At 62.0% G+C, this 16,962-nt stretch carries 18 protein-coding genes and 1 pseudogene; 13 read left to right on the top strand and 6 right to left on the bottom strand.

All coding sequences use genetic code 11. The annotated features are described in order from the left end of the window. Positions 1 to 77: 77 nt before the first annotated feature. Genes BLV18_RS00305 through BLV18_RS00295 form a run of 3 tightly spaced genes read right to left on the bottom strand, consistent with a single transcriptional unit; the run spans position 78 to position 1,591 of the window. Positions 78 to 533 carry a DUF2442 domain-containing protein gene (locus BLV18_RS00305; protein WP_090355279.1) on the bottom strand — a complete coding sequence of 152 codons (456 nt, stop codon included), beginning with the start codon at positions 531 to 533 and terminating at the stop codon, positions 78 to 80. After that, positions 521 to 751: a DUF4160 domain-containing protein gene (locus tag BLV18_RS00300; RefSeq protein ID WP_090355276.1), complete on the bottom strand. Its 231-nt coding sequence runs from the start codon at positions 749 to 751 to the stop codon at positions 521 to 523. Before BLV18_RS00300 ends, BLV18_RS00305 begins: the two co-directional genes overlap by 13 nt. 60 nt (positions 752 to 811) lie before the next feature. Further along, positions 812 to 1,591 carry an IclR family transcriptional regulator gene (locus tag BLV18_RS00295; RefSeq protein ID WP_090355273.1) on the bottom strand — a complete coding sequence of 260 codons (780 nt, stop codon included), beginning with the start codon at positions 1,589 to 1,591 and terminating at the stop codon, positions 812 to 814. A gap of 215 nt (positions 1,592 to 1,806) precedes the next feature. Between BLV18_RS00295 and BLV18_RS00290 the strand changes: the two genes are divergently transcribed. The 7 genes from BLV18_RS00290 to BLV18_RS00260 all read left to right on the top strand — a co-directional run bounded on the left by BLV18_RS00290 (position 1,807) and on the right by BLV18_RS00260 (position 6,405). Continuing rightward, positions 1,807 to 2,571 carry an ABC transporter substrate-binding protein gene (locus BLV18_RS00290; RefSeq protein ID WP_056844526.1) on the top strand — a complete coding sequence of 255 codons (765 nt, stop codon included), beginning with the start codon at positions 1,807 to 1,809 and terminating at the stop codon, positions 2,569 to 2,571. 14 nt (positions 2,572 to 2,585) lie between these two features. Then, positions 2,586 to 3,254, top strand: coding sequence for an ectoine/hydroxyectoine ABC transporter permease subunit EhuD (gene ehuD / locus BLV18_RS00285; RefSeq protein ID WP_090355270.1), 669 nt, complete (start codon positions 2,586 to 2,588; stop codon positions 3,252 to 3,254). Continuing rightward, a complete protein-coding gene (locus tag BLV18_RS00280) occupies positions 3,251 to 4,003 on the top strand; it encodes an amino acid ABC transporter ATP-binding protein (RefSeq protein WP_090355268.1) in 753 nt (250 codons plus the stop codon). The genes ehuD and BLV18_RS00280 overlap by 4 nt, the downstream gene beginning before the upstream one ends. A 5-nt stretch (positions 4,004 to 4,008) precedes the next feature. Then, positions 4,009 to 5,277: an NAD(P)/FAD-dependent oxidoreductase gene (locus tag BLV18_RS00275; RefSeq protein ID WP_208598874.1), complete on the top strand. Its 1,269-nt coding sequence runs from the start codon at positions 4,009 to 4,011 to the stop codon at positions 5,275 to 5,277. Positions 5,278 to 5,372: 95 nt separating this feature from the next. Beyond that, positions 5,373 to 5,648 carry a hypothetical protein gene (locus BLV18_RS00270; RefSeq protein WP_134722775.1) on the top strand — a complete coding sequence of 92 codons (276 nt, stop codon included), beginning with the start codon at positions 5,373 to 5,375 and terminating at the stop codon, positions 5,646 to 5,648. A 174-nt stretch (positions 5,649 to 5,822) separates the two neighbouring features. Continuing rightward, the gene (locus BLV18_RS00265) at positions 5,823 to 6,101 is read left to right on the top strand and encodes a type II toxin-antitoxin system RelE/ParE family toxin (protein ID WP_090355261.1); all 279 of its coding nucleotides are present in this window, start codon (positions 5,823 to 5,825) and stop codon (positions 6,099 to 6,101) included. 13 nt (positions 6,102 to 6,114) lie between these two features. Continuing rightward, entirely contained in the window at positions 6,115 to 6,405 is a 291-nt protein-coding gene (locus BLV18_RS00260) for a HigA family addiction module antitoxin (RefSeq protein ID WP_090355258.1), read from the top strand. 11 nt (positions 6,406 to 6,416) lie between these two features. Here the strand turns inward: BLV18_RS00260 and BLV18_RS22630 are convergent. Further along, positions 6,417 to 6,515, bottom strand: a pseudogene (locus BLV18_RS22630) (hypothetical protein); the annotation flags it as partial. A 116-nt stretch (positions 6,516 to 6,631) separates the two neighbouring features. Here BLV18_RS22630 and BLV18_RS00255 point away from each other — a divergent pair. The 3 genes from BLV18_RS00255 to BLV18_RS00245 are packed head-to-tail and all read left to right on the top strand — an operon-like array spanning position 6,632 to position 9,956. Beyond that, positions 6,632 to 8,005 (top strand): CHASE2 domain-containing protein, encoded by a 1,374-nt coding sequence (locus BLV18_RS00255; protein WP_090355255.1) that lies wholly within the window; start codon positions 6,632 to 6,634, stop codon positions 8,003 to 8,005. Then, positions 8,002 to 8,361 carry a hypothetical protein gene (locus tag BLV18_RS00250; protein ID WP_090355252.1) on the top strand — a complete coding sequence of 120 codons (360 nt, stop codon included), beginning with the start codon at positions 8,002 to 8,004 and terminating at the stop codon, positions 8,359 to 8,361. Before BLV18_RS00255 ends, BLV18_RS00250 begins: the two co-directional genes overlap by 4 nt. An 8-nt stretch (positions 8,362 to 8,369) precedes the next feature. Continuing rightward, a complete protein-coding gene (locus BLV18_RS00245; RefSeq protein ID WP_090355248.1) occupies positions 8,370 to 9,956 on the top strand; it encodes a M48 family metallopeptidase in 1,587 nt (528 codons plus the stop codon). Positions 9,957 to 9,968: 12 nt separating this feature from the next. Here the strand turns inward: BLV18_RS00245 and BLV18_RS00240 are convergent, their stop codons facing one another. Beyond that, complete coding sequence (locus BLV18_RS00240) at positions 9,969 to 10,595, bottom strand: glutathione S-transferase family protein (RefSeq protein WP_090355244.1); 627 nt, start codon at positions 10,593 to 10,595, stop codon at positions 9,969 to 9,971. A 336-nt stretch (positions 10,596 to 10,931) separates the two neighbouring features. Between BLV18_RS00240 and BLV18_RS00235 the strand changes: the two genes are divergently transcribed. After that, positions 10,932 to 11,567 carry a TetR/AcrR family transcriptional regulator gene (locus BLV18_RS00235; RefSeq protein ID WP_375143239.1) on the top strand — a complete coding sequence of 212 codons (636 nt, stop codon included), beginning with the start codon at positions 10,932 to 10,934 and terminating at the stop codon, positions 11,565 to 11,567. Between the two features lie 141 nt (positions 11,568 to 11,708). On the opposite strand, the gene BLV18_RS00230 is transcribed toward BLV18_RS00235, so the two are convergent. Continuing rightward, the gene (locus BLV18_RS00230; protein WP_090355239.1) at positions 11,709 to 14,444 is read right to left on the bottom strand and encodes a beta-glucosidase; all 2,736 of its coding nucleotides are present in this window, start codon (positions 14,442 to 14,444) and stop codon (positions 11,709 to 11,711) included. 483 nt (positions 14,445 to 14,927) lie between these two features. On the opposite strand from BLV18_RS00230, the gene BLV18_RS00225 reads away from it, so the two are divergent. Both BLV18_RS00225 and gspE read left to right on the top strand, forming a co-directional pair. Continuing rightward, positions 14,928 to 15,158 carry a hypothetical protein gene (locus BLV18_RS00225; protein ID WP_049861605.1) on the top strand — a complete coding sequence of 77 codons (231 nt, stop codon included), beginning with the start codon at positions 14,928 to 14,930 and terminating at the stop codon, positions 15,156 to 15,158. Between the two features lie 78 nt (positions 15,159 to 15,236). Further along, positions 15,237 to 16,961 (top strand): type II secretion system ATPase GspE, encoded by a 1,725-nt coding sequence (gene gspE, locus BLV18_RS00220; protein WP_244156791.1) that lies wholly within the window; start codon positions 15,237 to 15,239, stop codon positions 16,959 to 16,961. Position 16,962: the final 1 nt, after the last annotated feature.

Raw genomic sequence — 16,962 nt, 5'->3', positions numbered from 1 at the left:
CCGAGTTGGTGTTCGTGCGCTTGGATCATGTGGGGAACACCTGGTAACTGCTAGATCGGAAGCAGATTAGCCACCCTTCAAGCCGCATCTGGATGATCCAGCGTTTCCCACCCCAGGCACGCCAGCGCCAAGGTCCGCGGCACTGTCTCTCGGCCACTGCTGTATCGGCTGATGCTGCGAGCGCTCACCCCTAGAGCCTCGGCAGCCTGATCCAGTGTAAGGCGGTGTTTCAATCGCCACTGGATAAAGAGGCGCGTATTTTCGTCCACCGCCGATTGCGCCAGTGCGTCCAGAAACAGCGTGTCGGCACCGATCTGAATATCGAGCGCAGGCCATTCGACCGTCCAACCTGCATCACCCATCACAGCGCCTTCAAAGGCTTTGCCTTTGGCCAGTGGGCGCAGGCCAGGATACTTTTTCAAATCGTCATGCATGTTGAGGCGAAATTGCTGACCGCTGGTAAACGTCAGATCAAGTATGGCGCCTGGATGTGCCTGCACAGCCCGCAGGCGGGGGCGTTTCATCGATGCCATTGCTTCCACTCCTTCAAAAGTTCGGCTTGATGGGCCGAGATCCACGCCAAGGCTTCCTGCAAGATTTTCTGAGGTGCTTTGCCTTGGGTAACTGCAACGGGTTCCAGACTGATCTGGACATCCAAACCACCGCCAGTGAGGTGCACATGCGGAGGCAGATGGTCTCTCTCCCGCAACTCGATACGGTATTTATCGCGAAATCGATATTTGGTAGACATGCCTGATCGTATCGCCAATTTGGCGATATCACAATATTAGAGTACAGCCTCCATTTTCCCCTACCCCAAACTCCGCGCCGAATTGCTCAACACCTGCACGCACTGCATCAAGGCCGGTGCCAGTTGGCTTTCGGCGTCGGCGCGGGTCCAGCGGCTGGTGGGGGCTACCACGTGGACGGCGGCTACGGGCCGGCCGTTGCCGCCGATGACGGGGGCGGCGATGGTCATGTCGCCCAGGAACAGTTCCTGGGTGTTCACGGCGTAGCCGCAGTCACGCACCGTTTGCAGCGAAGCCATGATGTCGTCCACCTCGGTGTGGGTGTGCGGGGTGTGGGCAACGCGAGTGCTGCCCTGCACCAGCGCCAGCGCTTCGGCTTCGGGCAGGGCGCTGAGGTAGGCGCGGCCGGAGCCGGTGCAGTACATCGGCACGCGGCTGCCGATGGGCATGTGCACGGGTACGAAACGGGCGCTGACGAAGCGCGCGATGTAGGTCATTTCCATGCCGGTGGGTTCGGTCAGGCAGGCGGTCTCGCCGGTGAGTCGGGTGAGTTCGGCCAGGAACGGGTTGCCGACTTCGATCAGGGAATGAGCATCGAGGTAGCTGAAGCCCAGTTCCAGCACATGGGGTGTCAGCTGGTAATGCCGAGTGCGCGAGTGTTTCCGAAGGTAACCCAGGCTTTCCAGGGTGAAGACCATGCGCTGGGCCGAGCTTTTGGTCATGTGCGAGGCTTCGGCGATCTCTGCCAGGCTCATGCTGCGGCGCTTGGCGCTGAATGTACGCAGCACGGCCAAGCCTTTTTCCAGGGATTGATTGAACAGGCTGTTGCGATCTTCGGACATGAGAGCCTCGAGGCAATATTCGGCGAATGGACCCGGACAACAGCAAAGAGACAGCAATTTACGCGCCTGAAAATCGGATACCGATACGAATGTGATGTTTATCGATTTCCAGTCACTGAAAATCGATGATTTCGGTGTGAAATGGCATAGAGCTTGCGACTTCGGTCAAGTCCGCCTGGCGGTCTCCACCTTCCGATCCCTTCTGGAGTGACCCGATGAACAGCCTCTCCCCTCTGTTTCGCCGTTTCGCGTTCGGTATCTGCCTGACCCTTGGTGCATCCCTGGTGCACGCCGCCGAGGCACCGCTGTACAAGGTTGGTGCAACCGCCACGGGTTCACCCTTCACCTTCCTGGACATCAAGAGCAACAGTATTCAGGGGATGATGGTGGATATCGCCAAGGCGGTCGGTGAAGCCGGTGGCTTCGGAACTCAGATGGAGCAGACCAACTTCGCAGCGCTGATACCGTCCCTGACCTCGGGCAAGCTGGACTTCATTTCCGCAGGGATGCTCAAGACCGACGAGCGGGCCAAGGTGGTGGACTTCAGCGCGCCGGTCTATTCCTACGGCGAAGGCCTGATCGTCAGTGCCGACGACAACACCGCCTACCCCGACCTGGCGGCGTTGAAGGGTGAAGTGATCGGCGCCCAGGCGGGCACCGCGTTCTACGACCTGGTCAACAAGATGGGCATCTTCAAGGAAGTGCGCACCTACGATTCGATCGCCGAGATGGTCCGCGACCTGTCTCTGGGCCGCATCAAGGCGGCCGTGGCCGATCAGCCGATCGTGGCCTACCAGATTCGCCAGAACACCTTCAAAGGGGTGAAGCTGGCTGCCGACTACAAGGCGGCCAAGGTAGGCGATGTGTGCTTCGTGGTGCGCAAGGGTGACAGCGAAACCCTGGAGCGCCTGAACAAGGCCATCGACACCATCAAGGCCAACGGTACGCTGCAGGGCATTGTGCAGAAGTGGGGCGTGTAGGCTGAGGAGCGACCATGAAGCTTGCTGACTTCTTGCAGAACGCGCAGGACTTCCTGCCGATTCTGCTTCAGGGCGCGTGGGTGACCATCCAGATCACGGTGCTGTCGTTCCTGCTCAGCAGCGCCATCGGGCTGGTGCTGGCGCTGCTCAAGCTGTCGTCGATCCGCGCGCTGTCGTGGGCGGCGAGCACGGTGATCAACGTGATCCGTGGGCTGCCGATCATCGTGCAGCTGTTCTACATCTATTTCGTGCTGCCGGACATGGGCATTCACCTGACGGCCTTCCAGGCCGGGGTGATCGGCATGGGCATCGCCTACTCGGCCTATCAGGCGGAGAACTTTCGCACCGGCATCATTGCCGTGGACCAGGGCCAGCGCGAGGCGTCGGAAGCCTTGGGCATGCGTTCGTTCATGATGATGCGCCGGGTGATCCTGCCCCAGGCGTTTCGCATCGCGCTGCCGCCCTACGGCAACACGCTGGTAATGATGCTCAAGGACTCGTCGCTGGTGTCGACCATCACCGTGGCTGAAATGACCCGCCAGGGCCAGCTCATCGCCTCGTCGACTTTCCAGAACATGACCGTCTACACCCTGGTGGCCTTGCTGTACCTGCTGATGAGCCTGCCGCTGGTGTACGGGTTGCGGCGCATGGAGCAGCGTCTGAGCCGGAGGAAAAAGGCATGATCCAGATCAGTGGACTGCAGAAGAACTATGGCGACCACCGCGTGCTGCACGGGGTGGATCTGCAGGTGCAGAAAGGCGAAGTGGTGTGCCTGATCGGCCCGTCGGGGTCGGGCAAGTCGACCTTGCTGCGCTGCATCAATGCGCTGGAAACCTATGAAGGCGGCTCGATCCTGGCCTTCGGCGAAACCGTGCAGCGCGGCAGCAAGACGGTGCATACCTTGCGCAGCCGCATGGGCATGGTGTTCCAGCGCTTCAATCTGTTCCCCCATCGCACGGTGTTGGAAAACGTGATGGAGGGGCCGCTCTACGTGAAAAACGAGCCGGCCGCGCAGGTGCGCCGCGAGGCACTGGCGTTGCTCGACAAGGTCGGACTGGCGGAGAAGGCCGATGCCTATCCAGAACAGTTGTCCGGTGGCCAGCAGCAACGCGTGGCGATTGCCCGCGCGCTGGCGATGAAGCCCGAGGCGATGCTGTTCGATGAACCGACCTCGGCGCTGGACCCGGAGTTGGTGGGCGATGTGCTGCAGGTGATGCGCACCTTGGCCGACGAGGGCATGACCATGATCGTCGTCACCCACGAGATGGGCTTTGCCCGGGAAGTCTCCGACCGCGTGTGCTTTCTGCACGGTGATTACCTGGTGGAAACCGGACCGGCCGAAGAAGTGCTGGGCAATCCGCAACATCCGCGTACCCAGGATTTCCTGCGCCGGGTGTTGCATCCGACCACCAGCACGCGGAGCCAGCCATGATCGACGTGCCTTCACTGTGGGCCGCGACCGCGCCCCCCGCGCGGGTGACACCGCCACTGCGCGAATCGGGCACGTACGATGTGGTGATCGTCGGTGCCGGGTACACCGGCTTGTCCACTGCCCTGCACCTGGCCGAGCGAGGTGTCAGCGTGTGCGTGCTGGAAGCACGGGAGCCGGGCTGGGGGGCATCGGGACGTAACGGCGGGCAGGTCAATCCGACCTTGAAGCATGACCCGGACGAACTGGTGCGGCTGTATGGCGCGGCCGTGGCGGAACCGTTGATCGATACCGTGTCGCGCTCGGCCGACCTGGTGTTCGACCTGATCGATCGCCATGGCATTGAGTGCGCTGCGGTGCGCAAGGGCTGGATGCAGGTCTCTTATTCGCACAAGGGCGTTGCCGGCCTGCACGCGCGGGCCGCGCAGTGGGAACGTCGCGGTGTGCCGGTGCAGTGCCTGGATGCCGCCGACGTGGCGACGCGCATGGGCAGCCAGGCATTTGCCGGGGGCTGGCTGGATGGCCGTGCCGGGGCCATTCAGCCGTTGGCCTATGCCCGTGGGTTGGTAAGGGCAGCCCAGGCGGCCGGTGCCAGCATTCACGGGCAGAGCCCGGTGATCGGGCTGCAGCCGGTCGCGTCGGGCTGGCAGGTGCAGACCGCCAGCGGCCACACAATCAACGCAGCCCAGGTGGTGCTCGCCACCAATGGTTACAGCGATGGCTTGTGGCCGGGCATGGCGCAAAGCGTCCTGGCGGCGAACAGCTTCATCGTCGCCACCCGCCCGCTGCAGGGCGCTGCGGCTCAGAGCATTCTGCCCGGACAGGAAACGGTGTCCACGGCGCAGCGGCTGTTGCTGTACTTTCGCAAGGACAGCCATGGGCGCCTGCTCATGGGCGGCCGCGGCACCTTCGCCGACCCCGGTGCACCCCAGGATTTCGCTCATCTGGAACGCTCGCTGGCGTTGCTGTTTCCGCAGTTGGGCAGGCTGGATTTCGAGTACCGCTGGGCCGGACGCATCGCCATCACCCGGGACTTCATGCCGCATGTGCATCAACCCGCGCCGGGCCTGACGTTGGCGCTGGGCTGCAACGGTCGCGGCATTGCCCTGTGTACCAGCCTGGGGCAGCAACTGGCGACCAGCCTGTGCGACAGCCAGGCCGACTTCGCCTACCCGGTGAGCCCTCTGCAAAAGCTGCCGATGCACGGACTGCAACGTTTCTACATCGGCGCCGGCGTGGCTTGGTATAGCCTGCTGGATCGCCTGAACGTGAGCTGATGGCCTGCGGCAGAGCGTCGCGCCTGGCGTTGGCGGTGAACCAATCGCCGTGCGCCGGTTTCAAAGGGGTTCATTCAGAACAATGGTTGCGTCCCATGCCCAAGAAACTTTCCCTCGCTCTGCTGATGATTTCTGCCTTGGGCCTGGCGGCCTGTGACAAGACGTCCGAAGACCACGTGCAGAAAGCCAACGAGCACACCGAAGCCGCCGCCCAGAAGCAAGCCGAGGGCAAGCCTGAGCAAGCCGCCGAGGAAAAAGCCGAAGCCGCCGAAGAACACGACAAGGCCCGCGAAAAGCGCGTGACCGAAGACCGCCATCAGGCGCTGTCCTCGGACGTACCGGACGAGATCAAGGCGCCCGAGAAAAAGTAATTCGCAGCGCGATCGACCCAGGCCCCGCCAGTGATGGACGGGGCTTTTTTATGCCTGGGCATCCGGCTTCGAACCATATCTGGAAACAGCCAGATGTTCAGAGACTTTCCGAAATGGCGGTAGGCTGTGCCAGGCACGCACCGGAAGCGTGATCATTTACATCACGGAGTGAGCATGATAAAAAGCTTTCGACACAAAGGCATCAAGGTCTATTTCGAGACCGGATCAACCAAAGGTATCCGCGCCGATCATGCCAAACGTCTGGCCCGCATCCTACCGATTCTCGATCGCGCCATCGATGCTGGCGACGTCGATATACCTGGGTGGAGACTCCACCCGCTCAAGGGCGATCTCGTGACATTTTGGTCGGTGACAGTCAGCGGTAATTGGCGGCTGATCTTTCGCTTCGATGACGGCGACGTCGAACTGCTTGATTACCTCGACTATCACTAAGGATTAATGCGCCATGCCTATGCACAACCCTCCTCATCCCGGCGAAGCGTTGCTGGAAGATGTACTTCCGGCCTTGAACATCAAGATCGCCGAATTCGCCCGTCGTCTGGGTTATGCCCGGGAAACCCTGTCGCGAATCCTGCACGGCCATGCACCTATCAGTCCGGACCTCGCCGTACGCCTGGAACGTGCCGGCATCGGCAAGGCGCGGACGTGGCTGGCCATTCAGGCCGATTGGGATCTATGGCAGGCGGAGCACCGCGAGCAGCCGCCGATCGAGCCATTTGCAGTGCGGGGTTCCTGACTGCGCTGCTCTCAACTCCCCTGCAACGGCTTGGCGTCCTTGAAAAAGTAAATCTGCCTGGAGGCCGGTTTGTTCTTGATCGCGCCGACGCGGTGCATGAGTTTGGCAAGGGAATTAAAGAATAACCCTATTCAGCCGCGCGCAACGCCGCCTGCCATCGCCTTGACATCATCTGTCCACTTCCTTTACAAAGCCGACACACAAGGAATCGCTGATCAGGCCACGGATGAAGGCTAATTATTTTCGCTTCTGGCTGGGGCAAGTGCTGCTCGGCCTGGTCATAGGCTGCATTGCACTGCTCGATCCTTTCGGGCTGTCCAGTGCCAGCGATGCTGCGTCTTCGCAGTGGATCAATCGCATCACCGCCAGCAGCTACCCGGACACCGGTCAACAGCAGGTGGTCGTGGTGCTGATCGACGACGCCTACCTCATGCACAACGCCACCTTCTGGCCCCTGCCCTACGCGCAGCAAAGCCAGTTGTTCAAACGCCTGCTCGCCTACAAGCCACGGGCTGTGTTCGTGGACTTGATGTACAGCCACGACCATGCACCCAATGACGCCGACAACGGCAGCCAGCTGCTGGTGAATGTCTTCGAGCGCTATCGGGAACAAGGCATCGCGCTGCTGCTGGCCAATACCGGCGACCGGCGCGGCGTCGACGGCCAGGCCAATGCCCTGGACTCGCTGGATCGGATGACCCGTCGCGCCCTGGTCAAGTGGAGCGATGTTGGCGACAGGTACCCGCTGGCCGTCGAGACTTCGCAAGGACTGCTCGAAACCCCAGCACTGGGCCTGTACCGCGAGTTCTGCCGCGACCGCGACTGTGCCGGGCTGCCGGTGGATGCCGCCGAGGCCGCGCAACGCCCACCGATGGCGCTGCGCTGGGGAACGACGCTGTCGCCCCTGCAAGCGCGGTCTACCTCGGTGGCGGAGTGTTCGATTGACGACACCGCCTGGTACATCCAGCTGTGGCAGGCGATCTTCTGGAAGTTCGGCGACAGCGCCCCAGCCAGCTGCGCCTACACCCTCACGCTCAAGGCCAGTGCCCTGGAAGCCAATTCGCCGGAGGATCGTGCGCTGTTGCGGCAGATGCTCGGCGACAAGCTGGTGCTGGTGGGTGCCGAGATCACGTCGGCCGGTGACCTGGCCCAAACGCCGGTGCACGGCCTGCTGCCGGGGGTGTACCTGCACGCCATGGCGCTGGACAACCTGGTGACCTACCACGACACGTATCAACGCGATCCGCAGCCTTATGCCTGGCTGTCGATCAGTTGGCTGGACCTGGTGCAACTGGGTTTTGTCATCGTCATCGTCGGCTTGCGCGCCTGGTACCGGCGGCGCCGTCATCGCCGCGCCCGAAGCTGGCGCGCACCGCTGTTCTGGTGGGCCGTCGTCCAGGTGGCGCTGGCCGCGATGTGCTGGGGGCTGTGGAGGAACAACATCAGTCCGGCCAATGTGCTGGCCATCGCCGTGCTGTCCCTTTCCATCATTGCAGAGCCGATCAGCCAGTTTGTCAGGCGGCAATGGCGGTCGCTTCTGCGCGGCTTCGCTCGACGCAGGCGCGTCCGTATTTCACTTCTCAAAGGAACTCAAGGATGACCAGAACCACTTTTCTGCTATTGGCTGCGCTGTGCAGCCCCGGCGTGTTTGCCGCCACCGTGGAGGCTTTCGAGGCGGATCCGCTGACGCTGCTCGATGCGCACGGCAAATCCCAGGGTACGCTGGCCCTCAAGGACGCGCCCAAGCCGCCGCTACCGGTGCTGGAGAGCAATCCGAACCTGGAGCTGGTGCAGGTCGAGCTCGGCGGACGCAAGGTCTGGCTGGACACCATGGACCTGCGCTTGAATGAAGGCAAGATCGTCACCACGCCGTGCGAGCGCCTGTCCAACAGCCAGAAAGCCGACACCCGCAATGCCTCGACCATCGGCTTCGGTTCAGGCTGCAACAAGCCATGATCCGGCCAATGACACACCCGCGCGGTCATGGCATCGGCCTGGTATTCGGCGCTATCGGCTGCCTTCTGCTTGGCGGCTGCGGCACGCTCAAGGGCGCCGATGCGGCCTTCATGAATCTGGTAGGGCCTTCGACCCAGTCCCAGGTCCAGGGTCGCTACCTGGATACCGCCGACGTGCGCCAGTACTACAAGCTCGACCCGCAGCGGGTCACGGCGCAGCGCTTGAGCTACGACGGTATGGCCATCCCGGCCGGCGAGATCCGTCAGCACAACGTGGTGCTGATTCCGCCCTTGCAGGCGTATCTGCAAGGCATCGTCACCCGCCTGGGCAAGGGTTGGCCCGGCGAGCTGCCGGCCTTGCAGGTCAAGGTGATCGACAGCTACGGCTTCGGTCCTTCGGCCGATCCGTTCGGCAATCTGTTCGTGCCGCTGGGCATGCTCGACAACGTCCAGAGCGAAGACGAAATCGCCGCGATGCTGGGCCATGAAATGAGCCATGTGCTGCTGCACCACCACGACCGACGCGCGGCCTTCCAGCAACAGAACGCGATGCTGACCAACGTGGCGACCTCGATCGTGCTCGCGGCCAAGGTCGCCGATACCCGGGTCGATCATCGCTCGGACACGTTGAAGTTCGTCAGCAAGGACCCCCAGCGCACCCAGAAGACCGTCAGCAATACGGTGCTGTACACCGCCTTGATCAACAGCTTTTCGGAGAACATCTGGAGCACCGCCTGGGGCCGCACCCAGGAAGATCAGGCCGATCTGCTGGGCGCGGACCTGATGATCAAGGCTGGCTACGCGCCGCGGGCGGCCAGCCACAGCCTGCAACGCCTGAGCGATTTCCAAGGCAAGCAGCAATCCTTGCTCGGCAGCTTTGCCACGGCGCGCAAGGACGCCCTGCAGGAGTCGGTGAAAAATCTGCAGGTCGATCGTCTGGTCAAGGAGGTTGGGGTCACCCTCAATCAGGGTCTGACCACCGGCATTAGCGCCGCAGGTCAATACTTTCAGCGCTCGCACATGTCGCCGCTGGATCGCGATACCGAACTGCGTCAGTACCTGCAACGGCAGTACGACGGGCAGCGCCGCGCACGGGTGAATGCGGATGGCTGGCAGCAGCTGCGCGCCTCCACTGCGGTGGCGCCGTCGTTGCAGGCGTACAAGGATGCCTACGCCGCCACGGTGGCCCTGGAACAGCGACAGGTGCGGGAAGCTCGCCTGTTCAGCGAACGTGCGTTGGCCTCGCCGGTGCGCGACCAGCCGGGTATTCGTCGTGCGCAGTTCAGTGTGGAGATGGCCGAAGGCAAGCGCCGGGAGGCGTTGCAGGCATTGCAGGCGATCAAGGACTGGTCATTGGCCAGCCCCGAATTGTATGACCTGATGATTGCCCATCATCTGCTCAACAAGGATCCGCATGCGGCCCTGGCGATGATCGCTCAGGCCGAACGCACGCTGGGTTCCGAGGAGCTGTTCATCACCGAGAAGCTGGCGGCGAACCAACAGCTCAAGGACGATGCGCAGGTCAAGGAACTGGCGCGCAAGTGCACCCAGTACCCGACGCGCAAGGACGGCTGCAAGAAGCTGCTGCCGGCCTGACGCATGCCGCGGTCACTTGGCGAACTTGTACTCGCCGCCCTGCTCGATCGCTTTCTGGTAAGCCGGACGCGCCTGCAGGCGTTCGACCCAGGCCGACAGGTGCGGATAGGCATCCAGCTTGCCCTGGGCCTTGGCCAGTTCGCCGACGAAGCTCATCTGCACGTCGGCGCCGGTCAGCTCTTCGCCCACCAGGTAAGGGGTCAGGCTGAGGGCGGTATTCAGATAGCCCAGGTAGTTCTCCAACTCCGATTCGATACGTGGATGCAGCGGCGCGCCAGCGTCGCCCAGACGGCCCACGTACAGATTGAGCATCAGCGGCAGCATCGCCGAGCCTTCGGCGAAGTGCAGCCACTGCACGTATTCGTCGTAGGTGGCGCTGGCCGGATCAGGTTGCAGCGCGCCATGGCCATGACGACGGATCAGGTAATCGACGATGGCGCCGGACTCGATGATGGTATGCGGACCGTCCTGGATCATCGGCGATTTGCCCAATGGATGAACGGCCTTGAGCTCGGCGGGCGCGAGATTGGTTTTCGCATCGCGCTCGTAGCGCTTGATCTCGTAGGGCACGCCCAGCTCTTCCAGCAGCCAGATGATGCGTTGCGAGCGGGAGTTGTTCAGGTGGTGAACGGTGATCATGGGTCGAACCTGTTTTGTTGAAGAGGTAAGCAGGTGACCCTGCGCATCGACCAGAGTGCCAATCAAGTAGGTACCAATTGAGTAAGTGCCAATCGAGAGAGTGCCGACCCGGTTCGACGGCGCGGCGGCGGGATTCTCTGAACTTAATGTCGCTCGTCGCTGACACATCTGAACGTGGCTTGCCCTGGCGCACCATTGCAGGGCGCAGGCCATCTGCATTAGGTTTGCTCGAAACCGGGTTTGCTCGAACCGACCCCTCAGCCCCCCGCAGGATGTTCCATGTCAGGAAGCACCTGACGCAGGAAATACCCCACACAGGATGTGCCCATGACAGACATGACCGACAGTACCCCCGACATCGCCCCCCGCACTCGCCGCGCGCCCAAAGGCGAGAAGCGCCGCGAGGAATTGCTCGATGCGGCGTTGCAGCTGTTTTCCCTGGAAGGCTACAGCGGTGCGTCGATCGCCCGGATCGCCGACCGGGTGGGGATCTCGGTGGCCGGCGTGCTGCACCACTTTCCCAACAAGGTTGCATTGCTGATGGGTGTGCTGGCGCGCCGGGACGAGGTCAATCAGAAGATCAGCGACGCCTTGCAGAGCGAGCTGACGCTGAGCAGTTTTCTGGGAGGTCTGCAGCAGATCAACCGTTCCAACGCGACCGCGCCGGGTGTGATCCGCGCCTTCAGCATGCTCAATGCCGAAAGCCTGGTGGACAGTCATCCGGGCTGGGAGTGGTTCCAGTCACGCTATGCGGCTATCCACGGGCGTATGCGCACGCGCCTCGATCATCTGGTGGCCATTGGCGAAGTGCGTGGGGATGTGGACCTGGATGCGCTGATTCACCAGTTGCTGGCGATGATGGATGGCTTGCAGTTGCAGTGGCTGCGGTTTCCGGAGACTGTCGATCTGGTGGAGCGGTTCGACAGTTATATAGCTCAGGTAGAACGTGATATCCGAGCCCCCTCGGCCTGACCCTGTAGCAGCGGCGCGAGCCGCGTCCAGATGTGTTGCGTTGAGTCAGGGATACTGCACGGAACGCTGACGCGGCTTGCGCCGCTGCTACAGGGGTGTTGCGATCCTCTGTGGCAGCGGTGCAAGCCGCGTCGGTTTCACTTAGTAAGCGGCGTTTTCGTACTCGCTGTTTCCGCTCGATTCGTTCTCGCTCTCGGTTTGCTCGAACACACCGCCGGTGTTGTCGTGCGACTGGGATACCTTGGTCGACTTCAACGCCGAACGTGGCAGTGGGTTGCTGGTGGTGGTCGACAGTTCCTGACGGAACGGATTGACCAAGCGGCCCTTCAGACGAATGTCATCGGACGCTGCACCCAGGCTGATATCGAAGGTGTCGGCATCGACGACCCACTGCTTGCTCTTCTCGTCGAAGTACGCCAGCGAGCGATCGTTGAGCTCGATGGTGACACGACGGGTTTCACCCGGCCGCAGGAAGACCTTCTTGTAGCCCTTGAGCTCCTTGACGGCGCGCTCCACCTTCGGATGCTGCTGACCGACGTATAGCTCGGCCACTTCGGCACCGGCGCGTTGGCCGCTGTTGGTCAGGTCGAAGGAGACCTTGATCGGCGTGTTGCCTACCGCCACACCCGGGGTCACCGAGATGTTGTTGTAGGTGAACTGGGTGTACGACAGGCCATGGCCGAAGGCGAACAGCGGCTTGGTCCCGGTCTTGTCGTAACCACGGTAACCGAGCATGGTCAGATCGTTCTTGTAGCTCAGGTCCTTGAGCGTGCGGGTGTTGTCGAAGTTCGGGAAATCCGCGTACAGCGGGTTGTCTTCGATGTTGCGCTCGATGCTGATCGGCAGTTTGCCCGATGGGTTGACCTTGCCGAACAGAATCTCGGCCAGGGCCTGGCCGCCGTTCTGGCCTGGGTAGAAGGCATGCAGCGCGGCCGGGACCTGGTCGATCCAGTCGCTCATCTTCAGTGCGGTACCGCCGTGCATCGCCACCAGCGTGCGCGGGTTGACCTTGGCGATGTTCTGGATCAGCTCGTTCTGATACTCGGGCAGGTCGAAGCTGTGGTCGAACCCTTCGCCTTCGTATTCGCTGCTGTTGCCGACGGCAACCACCACGGCATCGTACTGGGACAGGTCTTGCGGCGCGGCCAGCGAGGCCCAGGCCATCTGCACGCCCACCAGGCCGCCCATGGTCGAGAGGTAGCCATCGCGGCGCGAATACTCGAGCTTCACGTCGTAGGTCTTGCCGGCTTCCAGGGTGATCTTGCCGGACTCGGGAATGGTCGGCGGAATGCTCTTGTTGGTGATGTTTTCACCGTCGCCGTTGTCGATGATCTTCTTGCCGTCGACCCACACGCGCACCGCACCGTCGGCGCGGACCTTGAACACTTGCTCGCCGCTGATGGTCGGGGTGACCTGGCCAGTCCAGCGGATCGAGGTGTTGGCCGTGTCGCCGTTGCTGGGAATATCGTCGGTGGACCAGTCCATGTCGACGTGACTGTCGATACGGGTGGCCGAAGGGTCGCCGGACCAGTTGGCGTTGGTGAAGAACTCGGTCTTCATGCCCTTGACCGTATTGCCCTTGCTGTCGGTGGTGGTCCATTGCGACGCTGCCGGATCCAGGGACAGGCTGTCGAGGAACTCGACCTTGGCGTTCGGCGCCATCTGCTGCAGGCCGCTGAGCTCGCTGATGTAGTGCGTGGCGTCGACGTGGGCGCTGCCGAAACCGGTAGGCGGCGCGTACTTGGCCAGGTTGCCGACCACGGCGATGCGCTTGACCTTCGCCTTGTCCAGCGGCAATACGTCGTTCTGGTTCTTGAGCAGCACGATGCCTTCGCGGGCGATGTTCAGTGCGACCTTGTTGCTGGCAGCGCTGTTCATGTCGTGGGTGGTCTGCGGGTCGATCTTGTCGAACTTGTACAGGTAGATATTCTTGAGGATGCGGCGGACCTTGTCGTCGATGGTCGCCATGTCCAGCTCGCCGCTGTCCAGGTACGGCTTGAGCACCGTGCTGTTCATCTGGCCGCCCATCATGTCGAGGTCGGTACCGGCCTGGGCCGCAGGCAGGCCGTGCACCACGGCGTTGTAGTCGCTCTGCACCAGCCCCTTGTAGCGCCATTCCTTCTTCAGGATATCGGCGATCAGGTGCTTGCTTTCACAGGCGTACTCGCCGTTCACCTTCTGGAACGAGCACATCATCATGGCCACGGTGCTGTTCTTCACCGAGGACTCGAACGCCGGCAGCGTCAGCTCGCGCAGCACGCGCTCGGGCATCGTCTGGTCGAGGATGAAACGGTTGGTCTCCTGGTCGTTGCCTGCGTAGTGCTTGGCTTCGGCCCACACGCCACGTTGCTGGATACCGTTGACCACCGCCGGAGCCAGGCTCGCGCCCAGGAACGGGTCTTCACCGGAGAGGTATTCGAAGGCACGACCACTCCACGGCATGCGATAGAGGTTCATGCCCGGGCCGGTGACGAACTGGTAGCCGCCGGTGGCGGTGTCGTAGCCCAGGGCGCGACCGAAGTCGATGGCGCGCTGCGGGTTGAAGGTCGCTGCCAGGTTCGGTCCCGAAGGGTAGACCACGCCCGGATCGTTGCCTTCGCTGGTGTAGCGAATGCCTGCACCGCCGTCGGCACCGTGGATCTGCGGCACGCCGTACTGGGTCAGTGGCTTGACGTCCCAACCGCCGATACCGCCGATGTAGGCCAGTTTTTCTTCCTGGGTCATCTTGGCCAGGGTTCGTTCGGCGGCCTTGTCGGCGCGCAGCTCATTGGCGGCGAGTTGTTTCGGACTGATGGTCGTCGATGCATTGGCATGGCCGACGGCCAGGCTCAGCAGGGCCAGGGCCGAATGAGCACCCAAGGTTTTCCGATTTAGCATGTGAAGACGATCTCCAAGTATCAGGTACCCCCGCGCTCATTTGTCGCAGTCGATGTACTGCACGCCTTTATTTCAGGCAATAGTGGGCCTATACCGCAACTTCGCAGGAAGCACGGAAGATCACCGCTAGTGGCACTTCGACTTACGATAGTTCTGAGGCGATATTTCCCTGGATAACTAAGGTGAATGGCAAGTTGCCAGTAATTATCACGAGACGTGCCCGCGCCTTTAAATTAAGACAATTGTTTACAAACGAAGTCAAACGAAAAGGTGAACTTCGGCGGTTTTAGTATTTTCTCGGTATTTTTTTGTTACACATGGGGAACCATCGCTAAACCTTCCGGTCTGTAGGTTTAGCATTTTTGTCGATCGACCCTCAAAAACGCTCGTACAGCGGCCATTTTGAGCGAAACTCGGCAAACGATCGCGAGCATCAATCCGCTGAGGCGGACGGGCTCGATACAAACCTTGGAGATGCTTGAAATGAAATTGCCACTACTGGGCACTATTGCCGCGTTCACTCTTGTTGCTGCCGGCACCACTTTCGCAGCCGAATCCAGCACTGAACAAAACGCTCAAGGCGTCAGCGACTCCACGGTCATGACACAGGAAAAGAACGTCAAAGTGGAGCAGAAACAACAGAAGCAGCAAAAGCAGTCCGATGAAAATCAGCGTGGCCGCCCTACAGAGCAGAGCAAGCCTGCGGCAAACTAACGCAGCGCGCCTAGTTACTGTAGTCATTACACCTCAGGGGCCTCGAAAGTGGCCCCTGATCATTTGAAGTACACCACCGTGTCTTTATCCGTCGCCCCCATCGATAGCCATTACTTGCCGACACAGGGTGTCGAGCAGGTGTGTGCCTGGCTGCTGGACAATGGCCACCTCAAGGCCAGCGACCTGGAGCGGGCACGGTGGTTGGCACAGGAATCGGAAGGCAGCACGCTGGTGGAATTGCTGACCCGCCTGGGGCTGGTGTCCGAACTGGACCTGGCCAAGGCGTGGGCCGCGACCTTGCAGGCGCCTTTGCTGCTGGCCGACGCCGTGCAGCTTTGCGAAGAGCCCTTGCCCACCGTCAACGAGCGGTTTCTGCGTCATTACCGCTTGGTGCCGCTGGGCATCCATGGCGACGGCATTCATGTACTGGCCGCCAACCCGGGCGACGACTATGCCTTGCAGGCATTGCGCTACGCCTGTGAAAGACCGGTGTATGTGTCGGTGGGGGCCGCCAGTGAGGTCGACGCCTTGATCGAGAAGCTCTATGGCCAGGGGCGGTCGGCCATGGGTTCGTTGATAGAAACCCTCGACGAGCACAGCGGTGCCGAAGACGATATCGAGCACCTGCGCGACCTGGCGTCGGAAGCGCCGGTGATCCGCCTGGTCAACCTGATCCTGCAACGCGCAGTGGAGCAGCGGGCTTCGGACATTCACATCGAACCTTTCGAGAGCCAGCTCAAGGTGCGCTATCGCATCGACGGCGTACTGCACGAGGCCGAGGCCCCGCCATCGACCTCGTCGGCGGCGATCATCTCGCGCCTCAAGATCATGGCGCGCCTGGATATCGCCGAACGCCGCCTGCCTCAGGACGGCCGCATCATGCTGCGCATCCAAGGCAAGGAGCTGGACCTGAGGGTCAGCACCGTGCCCACCAGCTTCGGCGAATCGGTGGTGATGCGCCTGCTCGATCGCCAGACCGTGAGCTTCCACTTTCCCAGCCTGGGCATGGATGGCGAGCGGCTGAGCACGTTCCTGGACGTGCTGGAGAATCCCCACGGCATTCTGCTGGTGACCGGCCCCACCGGTTCGGGCAAGACCACCACCTTGTACACCGCGCTGTCGCGGCTCAACACCGCCGAGCGCAAGATCATCACCGTCGAAGACCCGGTGGAGTACCAGCTCGAAGGCATCAACCAGATTCAGGTCAAACCCAGCATCGGTCTGGATTTCGCAGGGGCCCTGCGCTCCATCGTGCGCCAGGACCCGGACGTCATCATGATCGGTGAGATGCGCGACCTGGAAACCTGCCGCATCGCCATCCAGTCCTCGCTCACCGGCCACCTGGTGCTGTCGACGCTGCACACCAACAGCGCCGCGGCCAGTATCACCCGCCTGCTGGACATGGGCGTGGAAAGCTACCTGATCGCGTCCACCGTCAAGGGCATTCTGGCCCAGCGCCTGGTGCGCCGGCTCGACCCGCAGACCCGTGTGCCCTTCGAGGCACCGCTCGAACTGATCGCCGAGCATGGGCTGGAGCGCTTCACGACGCAGCGCCCGATCATGCTCTACCGACCCGCCAGCGAGCTGCCCGGCGGCGGTTACCACGGCCGCAGCGCCCTCACCGAGTTGCTGGTCATGAACGAAGAGCTGCGCTCGTTGCTCATGCGCCAGGCCGATGCCGCCACCCTCGAACAGGCCGCGCGCCGCGGTGGCCTGCGTACCTTGTATGAAGAAGGTTTGCGCCAGGCGGTGGCCGGTATCACCTCGCTCGAAGAGGTGCTGCGCGTCACGCGCGGCGACTGAT

The organism is Pseudomonas coleopterorum, from assembly GCF_900105555.1.
Lineage (GTDB): Bacteria > Pseudomonadota > Gammaproteobacteria > Pseudomonadales > Pseudomonadaceae > Aquipseudomonas > Aquipseudomonas coleopterorum.
The sequence above is the reverse complement of the archived record's forward strand: the minus strand, read 5'-3'. Positions and strand labels throughout refer to the sequence as shown.